We start from the raw sequence: 9,468 nt of genomic DNA on the forward strand, positions 1-9,468 counted from the left end.
TAGCTTGTTTTCAAGCTTTCGCAAAAGTTCTCATAACTTACAGATACAAAAAAGAATTTTTTAACCCTTACCGCTCAAACCAACGACTATAACTTCTCTCGTTTTCTATTTTTTGATTGTATTCTCTAATCTTTCTATCCAGCTGTGTTGTTTTTGCATGAAGCTCTCTTGTTTCTTGTTCCATTCGCCTTGAAAATCGCTCATCTGCTCTTTGAAAGAAGTCTCTAATTCGTTCTTTTGTGTTTCTGTAGATGTCTTTAATTGTGTTAATTGCATCTCGTGTTCTTGCATAAATGTTGTGTAGGATTGTTCTAGCTCTTGCTTGAGCGTTGTTTCTAAAATCTCTAATTGTGTTTGTAGTGTCTTGTATTGAGCTTGTGAAGTCTCTTGCTCTTTGATTTGAGCGTTCTGTAATTCTTGTTGTAAAATCTGTTCGCACTTGCTCTGTAAATCGTTTTTGAGCGTGATTTCTTTCTGTTCTAAGGTTTGTATCACTTGCTTTAATTCGGCTCTCTCTGCTCTCTCTAAAGCTTGAAATTTGGCTAATAATGTGTTGTGTGTTTGCAATAGCGTTTCGTAGCTCTCTTTCAAGTTCAAGGTTTCTGTCTTTAAGCTCTCGTAATCCTTGCTTAGCCTTTGAAATTCTGCTGTAACTTTCTCTAGCTTGATCAATAGCTCGTTTTTGTCGTTCTCTAAACTCTCTATTTCGCTGATTAAAGCGTTCTGCAACTTGTTTAAGCAATCATTCTGCATTTTTTCTCCTTATTTCTTGGTCGGTATTGGTTGGTAAAATCTTTGCAGATTGGCGTTGTTTAGTTGGTCTATTTCTCGTTTTAACTGAAAGACTTCTTTCTGTGAAAGCTCTAATTCCTTGTCCTTGCTTGGTAGAATGATGAGAAAGTATGCCCACACTAATATTGCTCCCATGATGACTAGACCCATGATGAAAGTTAGGGGCATTAGTAAGGTTTTCTTGGCTAGGTTCTTGTGGATTTGTTTCTCTAGCTCTTGTAGTTTTGTTTGCATGGTTTTGTTGTGTTCTTTGTTGGCTTTCTCTAGCTCTTGTAGTTTTGTTTGCATGGTTTTGTTGTGTTCTTTGTTGGCTTTCTCTAGCTCCAGGTAGCTGTTCTTTAAAATCTCTTGGGTTGCTTGAATCAGTTTGGAATAATCTTTCATAGTAGCGTTGTTTGTGTTCAATACGCTCGTGTAATTTGTTTTCAAGTTCTCGCAAAAGTTCTGCGTGATTGTCGCTATCTCTTTGATAATTTGAGTGTTCTCGTTGGATCTCTCGCTGTCTAACTTCGCTAAGTTGCTCTCTAATGTCTGCAATAGTTCTAAATGTTTCATGATAGTAAAATCCTTTCAATCGTTTGGCTTTAGGTTCGTTGGGTAGCTTGACACTGATATAATCCTTGCCTTGTCTAGTAACTTCACACTGATTATCTTTTAAAAAATTGATGATGTCAGCTCGGCTGTTGAATAGCTTTCCTAAGTTGTCTTGTATGAGTTTGTCTAGTTTTTCATAGGTTGCTAAAAGTTCTTTATTTTTGGGGTTTTTAGTTTGGTGTTGTTGTATGTTGTGCTGTTTTTCTATGTTTTTGGGGTTTGTAAAATTGTGTTTTAGGTTGATACAATCTTTCCATAGGTCAATGCGTGTAATGTCCGCACTATGATAGTAGGGAGTAAAGGCTTTTTGGGTTATCAAGTCAATTCTAGGTATAACAAAGTTTAACTCTAAACGCCCCTTGTCTGTGTGCTCTACCCATAAAATGTTATAACGCCCTTGCATTTCTTGTGTGAGTAAAGCATTTTCAAAGCTTTCCATAAGTTCGTATTTTAAGCCCTCACTAATATTTAACTCTTCAAAGGATAAGCACCCTACACATGCCTTGTGTTTTTGAGTAAGAGAGAGTAAAAGGCTTTTAGTTAGATTAGCATCGCCCTTTAAAACTTTAGCTGTGCCTTGTTCTACTCTTTCATTAAGCAAGTAATTAACACTCCCATCACCATCGCCTCCTCCTTGATTAATCCCCCAAAATTTAACCAACATACTTGGATCTTATTTGTTCTAATTGATTGCTAATCTCTATTAGTTGCTCTAAACCTAATCTATCCCATGCCCCTTTATTAGTGTTGAGATTTTTAGCGATTTGATTCAAATTGTTTCCCCACTTAGCTAATTCAATGATTAGCTCTTTATTAGCGATAGTTTTTTGCTTTTTAGATTTCACATGAGCTTGTGAGTTTTGAATTAAAAGAGAGTTTAAAACTAATTGCGAGAAGTTTAGATTTTTTTCTTGCATTTGATTTTGGATAGTTTGCCATTGCTCTTTAGATAATCTAAGACTTTTAATAACTTGTTTGTTTGTTTGAATACTCACTTTTTTCCTTATTTTGATTTTTGGGGGTTCAAGGGGGGTTTGCCCCATTGCGAGCTATTTTGTATTACAAAATATATGCTCGCCCTTTTAATTATAGTTTAGTATGAATTTGGTTAATTTGGATATAATAGGGTTATCATGATTGATTGAGTTAAGGAGATAAGATGTTAAAAAATATAGAAATGGGGGCTAATTTTTATAAAGAATTTGGCAAATTAGAAAAACAATTAGCTAAGTATCAAAGTAAAGTTTTAGAAATTAAAAAACAAATGAGGGAGATTAAAAAGCAATACTCTCAAGCTAAGAAAGATGAGAAATTATTTAATAAATATACTCCTAATGATGAGCTAAAACAAGATTTATTAGATATTGATAATCCTAATACGACTGAAAACTTTAAACCTAAAAATGCTAGTGAAATTTGGCAATATGCTCTTAATTCTTAGGAGCTTAAATGTTAGAAATTGAGTTAAAAAAGAAATTCACTAAAGATTTAAAAAAACACATTTTAAATCAAAAAATTGAGTTAGAAATTTTTGACTTAGTGGTTGAAAATTTAAGAAATCAAATTCCACTAGATGAGAAGTTTAAAGACCACGCTTTAGTTGGAGAATATAAAGGCTGTAGAGAGTGCCACATTAAGCCTGATGTTTTGCTCGTATATAGAGTGAAAGACAATGTTTTAACTTTGGTTAGGCTTGGAAGTCATAGTGAGTTGTTTTAGACAAATTTCTTCTTAAAATCGCCTAGAATGAATTTTAAACTCTAATCCAACCTAATCATCAGTTTTTGAATGAAACACAAATTTGAAGCTTTTAGAAGCTAGAAAAGATATTTGTTTGACACTTTGAAAGTTGAAAATCTAAACACAAGAACTAAAAGGTCTGATGTTAGTTTTGGGGGAGTTGTCATGGGTCTTTTTTCGCTCATATTTTCGTTTTAAGCGTTTTTTAGATGTGAGGTAATATTGCTAGTCGGTTTTTTAATTTTCGTTGGTTGTAGGCGATATTAGATAGCAAGAAATAACTAAAAAATCCAAACAACCTGATTGATTTCAAAAAAACTTTAGTTCCCTTTAGATGCTCACAGAAAGCAAATCTAGCGCGTTTAGGATCTAAAAGCGCATCTAACTAGGGCTTACAATCCCACCTCCTACAAAACCGCCTAGCGAAGCGTAAGCGAGCATTCAAGCGGTTTTGCACCTATTGTTTGCGTTAGCAAAATCAAACAAGATGGCGCAAACCTGGCGTTAGCCCAAGAAACCACTAAAACTAAAATCCCAAAATTATGTAGCGCGTCATGCGCGTTGTTTTTATTACATGTTTTAAACAGCATGCTGTTTTTACATGTTTTACCATGCGCGCGCATGCGAGAGAGATTGGGTTAGAATAGCCTAAATACCGAAGTTGTAGAGTTTCTCATTTTTTGGTGAAAATGAATAAAACAGAACTTCTTGCCAACACTAACAGAACTTCTTGCCAACACTAACAGAACTTCTTGCCAACACTAACAGAACTTCTTGCCAACACTAACAGAACTTCTTTATTTTAAAGTTATGATTATTAACAATTTTTAGCTAAAATAACAACCTAAGGCGGTGTAACATGGTTGCTAATCCTAGTGTTAACAAATTTGGAGCAATTAGCTTTAAAAGCTAGTGGGTTGGGAGTTTGTAGCGGGTAGCACTCCGTTAGGAGGCACACCATGAAAGCATTTTTGATAGTAGTGATTTTAGTGGTAATCTTAACACAGCCACTATATTAAAACCTTATCGTTTTAATAACCCCTAATAAGTCCGCCAAAACTTTTTAAGGGTTTCACTCCTATTATTATATCGTCTTTTGGAAAATAAGCATTAAAAGGCACTCAAATGCCCATGAATACGAATTTTGATCAACTTAGAAAACAAGAATTGGAATTACGAAAATTATTAGAAGAATTGGATACATTCCCACAAACCCCACAAATTAAACTACAAAAACAAAAGATACAAACTTACATAGACAAGATAACTCCAAGTATTTTGAGCGGTTTTAATCAAAAATTCAAAGAAATCACAGAAAATCTATCAAATGAGTTTGAAAAAGAAGAACCCACACCAACAAAAGTGCCACAAACCACCCCCACACCATGCAAAGATTTAGTGGTTAGCGCCCCTAAAGATAACGCCTATACCACCTACCACAACAACACCAACAAGGTCAATCTAGGGAAATTGAGCGAAAGGGAAGCGAACCTTTTGTTTGCTATTTTCCAAAAACTCAAAGATCAAGGGAACACCCTTATTCGTTTTGAACCGCAAGATTTGAAACGCATGCTAAACATAGATATTTCTAATGAGCGCTTATCAGAGGTGGTGGTTAAGCTGTGGGATAGCATCAAAACCGCTGATTTTTGGAAAATTAGCGAAACAGAAACTTCAATCATTCAAGAAAATTACATGCTTTTTAGCCGCTGCAAAATTGAATTGAACAAACCTAGCAAAGATTTGAAGTATTTAGAAATCCAACTCAACGATAACTACCAATACTTGCTCAACAATCTGGGCATGGGTCAATACACTTCTTTCAATCTGTTAGAATTTCAAAGAGTGAGGGGTAAATACGCTAAAACGCTCTATCGCCTGCTCAAGCAATACAAAAGCACAGGGATTTTAAGCGTGGAATGGGGTCAATTCAGGGAGCTTTTAGACATTCCAAAAGATTACAAAATGGAAAACATAGATCAAAAAGTCTTAACACCATCGCTCAAGGAACTCAGAAAAATCTACCCCTTTGAACACTTAAGCTACAAAAAGGAACGCAGAAACAGCCACGACAGGCGCAAAGTAACGCATATTGATTTCTATTTTGATCAATTGCCACAGGGTGAAACCAAGAAACAAAAGCAAAAAGACAAACAACGCAATAAAAGGGATATTAAGCTCATAGCGTGGGATATTAACAACCAAATCGCTAAAAGAAACGCCAAAGCCACTATGGAAGCTAGGTTGCTTGAATTAAAAACCTTGATTGGTTATCAGTTCAGACACAATGACAGTGGGATCGTTTTGCAGATTGACAACACCACCTTTGAAAAAAATCAAATGTTTATGCATGTTTCTTACCCCAAAAGCAAGCATAACCCCCAAAAATTCCTTGTGTCCAACAAGACATTCGCTTTGGAACTGCTATATGTCAATGGATACAGCCTGAAAAAAGACATGTTGGAAATTGATACTCCAAGTATCCACCCCATCACGAATGAACCTATCAAGGAATTTGCAGAATACATCGGCAAAACGATCCACATCACTAATTTCAATGTGGATCAATGCCCTGAGGGGATCAACAATTACCTAAAGATCACTAGGATCGTGAAACTGAACGACAACCGAATCTGCATCTCAATCCAAGATGTAGATAAGCCTGAGAAACTTCTCAAACCTTTCATCGCTAAAGATGAGAAACACTTGAAAAATTGGTTCAAGAAACACTATCGGTGAAAAATAGTCATTCTTTTTTGCAATGGTATGGTAGTATGGGGTAAAGGCTTTTTGAGTTATCACGCCACACTATTGATAAGTGGTGGGATTGCCAAAAAAAACTAATCTCCTACTTTTTTCACATCTATTTGAATTTTGATAGGAAAAAGAACTACAAAACTTAAAACCAAACAAGCACCACAGATAGCAAAAACCAAAAAATAGCCCAAATACCCTAAGAACACGGTAAAGATATACGAAAAAAGTGCTTGAAAAATACCAAAAGAAAATGTAAGCCAAGAAGAAGCTCTAGCAAAATGTTGTGTGCCGACAATATTTAAAGCCATCATGTTAGTTAGATTGACATTGGCGGTTGTGGTTGCTCCCATCATAAATATGCTTAGGTTTAACAGAGAGACTTGGTGGAAAAAAATGGGTAAAAAACATGCTATAGATTTTAAAATAAGTAAAAATATATGTGCTTTTTTAATCCCTAGAATGTGAGCGATTGAGCCACTTAGCAAAGAGCCAAGTGTTGCTCCAAAACCAAAAAACGCCCATGAAGTTCCAGCAATAGTGGGAGAGATATTTAAATTACGAATTAAATAATCAACCCAAAAAAGTGTGTGTGGCAAAAAACCAATTGCATTAAGTGCGTAAGAGATAATGAGTAGCCATAAAAAAGGGGGTAGTTTAAACTTGTTTTCTTCTTGTTTGTTTGGCTTATTCACAAAAGAAAGATTTTTTAACCAAATCAATGCACAAACAAATGCTATAAGGCTTATACTTCCTAGAAAAATCCATGTCAACTTGATATTGTAGGAACTAATAAGGGGCAGAATAAACCCACTAAAGATAGCACCAATGCCTATACCACTGAAAATAAACCCACCTATTTTGGCTCTTTGATTTTCCTTGATGTATGGTAAAGATAATGGGGCGGCTAAAATCATCAAAGCACTACTAGCCACGCCAGCGATAAAACGCCAAGTCCAAAGCCAAAAGAAAGGAATATTTTCAAAATAACAGGCAAAAAAACTTAAAGCAATAAGAAAAAAACTTATCTTGGCAATACTTTCTAGTGGGATAAATCTGTTTAAAAATTTAATCGAAAGACTTCCAAAGATGTAGCCAATTAGAATAGCAATACCCAATTGAAAGCTTTGATTTGGTGTTAAATTTCCTGACAAAATAAGTAGTGGGATTAAGACAACATAGCCAAAACGAGCTAAACCGTTAGATAAAAAGGTTCCTAAAAAACAGACAAATACACGCAAAAATCAATCTTTAACTTTGGTTGCAGGTTGGGTATTACCAGAGTTCTTTTCTGTTTTTCTTAACAATGTGTTGTTGAGAAAGGTATCCACAGCTTTGTTACTATCTCTTAAAAAAGTAGATGATATAAAGGGGCGTGGCAAAATAAATGTGTAGAATTTTAGACCTTCTGTCGGCAATCCCAAAGCAAAAAGATTACAAGAAATCTTAGAGTTACATATTAATTCTAAATTCTTATTAATTTCTAGACATCTTGATTGAGGATTTAATTGACCTAAATGATTAGAAATGAGCGAGTTCAAAAAATCAGATGATTGCAAAGAGCAATTAGCTTTTGCGGATAAAAAATGTGTTGCTGTGTGTGTATTATTGAAAGCGTCTTTGATATGTAATTTTGGTTTTAAAAAGACAGTTGGGTTATAAAGGACAGTTATAACTCCTGAATTTATCAAAGCTAATAGTTCTTGTATTTTGCGGACAGGCGGTCCTACACATAAGCGATTATTTAGCGGTATGAATTTTTCCATAAACCGATAATAACTTTTTGCTTCTAAAGCACTAAAATCTATACATTCCCTTAGAATATCTCTAGTGTCTCTTAATACATCACAGGCAGTTTTAAGGGGGCTTGTGAGATTGCCTAATTGAGCTTCTTGAATATCATGTTTTAGATAGTTTATGAGTTTTCTTTGAAAATCTTTGGCATTATGGACATTATTAATGGGGTTAAGCAAATGTCTAAAATTTAGTTGTTGTTTTTTTGGAATATATTTATCTAAGACTTTCTGTTTATGTTCATTTAGTATCCATTGGTTTTTAAATAAGAATGCTTGTTGTAAATCGTTTTGTGCCAAGTAAGTGTAGCTGTATGCATATTGCATCTCTAAAATAATGAGAGGTAGAATATCTTTTTGAAAGTCAAGTTTATTTTTTTGGTTTCTAATTTTTTTGATAGCTTGGGAAGTAAAATGTATGCTTTGATACACTTCTTGGCTTTCTTTTTGTGTGATAGCTCTAGCCATAAGCGGTATATTAGAACGAGAAAAGGCTAAAATTTTAGGTTCTTTTTGCGAAGGGAGATAAGTTAAATCTCCCATTTTGTTTTGTTTAAAACTACCATCCTTCCCAATACTTAGTAGTGTAAAAATATCTATTGCACTAAGACCAAGACCTTCAACTATAACTGTATCTTTTGATGTTATTGATTCTATCTTTTGCTCTAATGCCAATGTATGACTTAGACCATGTCCAGTAGTGATAAAAGCTCCATGTGCATCAAAACTATGATTAGAGCTTTTGATTAAATACAGGCTATTCTGTTTTTCTATGATTAGTGCTTCTTCTTTAATAATGCGAATGCAAATATTTTTAGGTACGATTTTTTGTATGAAACCGAAAGCATATTCTAGGTATTCACCCAATACAGAGCGAGAATAATATCCATTTTTAGAACAATGATATGATTTGTAGCACAAAAATTCATAGAAATTAAAACCCCTGATAAAAAATTCATTTTTAATAACGCTATCATCAGCGAAAATACTCATCTGAGAAGCCACAGTATTAGCGAGCAATAAGGGTGATTGTTTTGGGTTATGGCATCCAGAACCTTCAGAAATCGGATCAAAGATAGTTATAATAATTTCATCATTTACCCTGTGATGCAATATTTTAGAAACTAATCGTTCAAGTATTCCTAAACCCCTAGCTCCAAATCCAATGATAGCTACTCTGAGCATTTTTAGTCCTTAACAGAAATTACAAATAATAAAAATAAGATTTATTTTTTGTATTATATTGAATCTTGTAGGTCTGTTGTGTATAATGCGAGCGAGATAGAATTAAAGTTAAGGAGTGTTTATGCCATTTGTTAATGTTCGTATCACAAAAGAACAAGGTTGCCCTACCACTGAACAGAAGAAAGAACTTATTGCGGAAATTACAGAGCTTTTATCAAAAGTGCTTAATAAAAACAAGGCTTCTACAGTTGTTATTATTGATGAAATAGACACTGATAACTATGGGTTAGGTGGGAAGAGCATTACTGAAGTGAGAAAACAGACAGAGAGTTAAAAATCCGTTGTTAGAAATTGAATGCCATGTTTTGACAAGGAATTAGGGTTATCACGCCCTACAATTGATAAGTGGTGGAATTAACAATCGTCCCCCACACCTTTCAATGTAGTTAGTTTTGTATTATTTTTTCTATAATCTCTATCAATTCTGAGAGAACATAGATTAATTCAATGAAATTTTTCATTATCTATTTCCTTTCTGTAAATTTTGTTAAATATTTATTAAAAAAAAATTTAACAGCCGAGAACTGTGTTCGTGTCCCTAGAACATTCG

The 9,468-nt window shown here is 34.3% G+C and carries 9 protein-coding genes; 4 read left to right on the forward strand and 5 right to left on the reverse strand.

Going from position 1 to position 9,468, the window contains the following annotated elements:
• Positions 1-105 precede the first annotated feature (105 nt).
• From P6280_RS07680 to P6280_RS07550, 3 genes are read right to left on the reverse strand one after another with little or no spacing between them, the layout of a single operon-like run.
• Positions 106-753: a molybdopterin-guanine dinucleotide biosynthesis protein MobD gene (locus P6280_RS07680; protein WP_349306391.1), complete on the reverse strand. Its 648-nt coding sequence runs from the start codon at positions 751-753 to the stop codon at positions 106-108.
• The gene (locus P6280_RS07545; protein ID WP_349306392.1) at positions 743-2,050 is read right to left on the reverse strand and encodes a relaxase/mobilization nuclease domain-containing protein; all 1,308 of its coding nucleotides are present in this window, start codon (positions 2,048-2,050) and stop codon (positions 743-745) included. The genes P6280_RS07680 and P6280_RS07545 overlap by 11 nt, the downstream gene beginning before the upstream one ends.
• A complete protein-coding gene (locus P6280_RS07550) occupies positions 2,040-2,381 on the reverse strand; it encodes a plasmid mobilization protein (protein WP_283237476.1) in 342 nt (113 codons plus the stop codon). Before P6280_RS07550 ends, P6280_RS07545 begins: the two co-directional genes overlap by 11 nt.
• Positions 2,382-2,545: 164 nt before the next feature.
• On the opposite strand from P6280_RS07550, the gene P6280_RS07555 reads away from it, so the two are divergent.
• The 3 genes from P6280_RS07555 to P6280_RS07565 all read left to right on the forward strand — a co-directional run bounded on the left by P6280_RS07555 (position 2,546) and on the right by P6280_RS07565 (position 5,865).
• Positions 2,546-2,827, forward strand: a complete 282-nt coding sequence (locus P6280_RS07555; protein ID WP_283237477.1) for a hypothetical protein — start codon at positions 2,546-2,548, stop codon at positions 2,825-2,827.
• Positions 2,828-2,835: 8 nt separating this feature from the next.
• On the forward strand, positions 2,836-3,105 hold the full coding sequence (locus P6280_RS07560) for a type II toxin-antitoxin system YafQ family toxin (protein ID WP_121045509.1): 270 nt from the start codon (positions 2,836-2,838) through the stop codon (positions 3,103-3,105).
• 1,146 nt (positions 3,106-4,251) lie between these two features.
• Positions 4,252-5,865: a replication initiation protein gene (locus P6280_RS07565; RefSeq protein ID WP_283237478.1), complete on the forward strand. Its 1,614-nt coding sequence runs from the start codon at positions 4,252-4,254 to the stop codon at positions 5,863-5,865.
• A 101-nt stretch (positions 5,866-5,966) separates the two neighbouring features.
• On the opposite strand, the gene P6280_RS07570 is transcribed toward P6280_RS07565, so the two are convergent.
• Entirely contained in the window at positions 5,967-7,121 is a 1,155-nt protein-coding gene (locus tag P6280_RS07570) for a YbfB/YjiJ family MFS transporter (protein WP_283237479.1), read from the reverse strand.
• Between the two features lie 3 nt (positions 7,122-7,124).
• Positions 7,125-8,858 (reverse strand): FAD/NAD(P)-binding protein, encoded by a 1,734-nt coding sequence (locus P6280_RS07575; protein ID WP_283237480.1) that lies wholly within the window; start codon positions 8,856-8,858, stop codon positions 7,125-7,127.
• 121 nt (positions 8,859-8,979) lie between these two features.
• Here P6280_RS07575 and P6280_RS07580 point away from each other — a divergent pair, with 121 nt between their 5' ends.
• Complete coding sequence (locus tag P6280_RS07580; protein ID WP_128039399.1) at positions 8,980-9,192, forward strand: 2-hydroxymuconate tautomerase family protein; 213 nt, start codon at positions 8,980-8,982, stop codon at positions 9,190-9,192.
• Positions 9,193-9,468 lie beyond the last annotated feature (276 nt).

The organism is Helicobacter sp. 219-2, assembly GCF_030053225.1.
GTDB lineage: Bacteria > Campylobacterota > Campylobacteria > Campylobacterales > Helicobacteraceae > Helicobacter > Helicobacter pylori_C.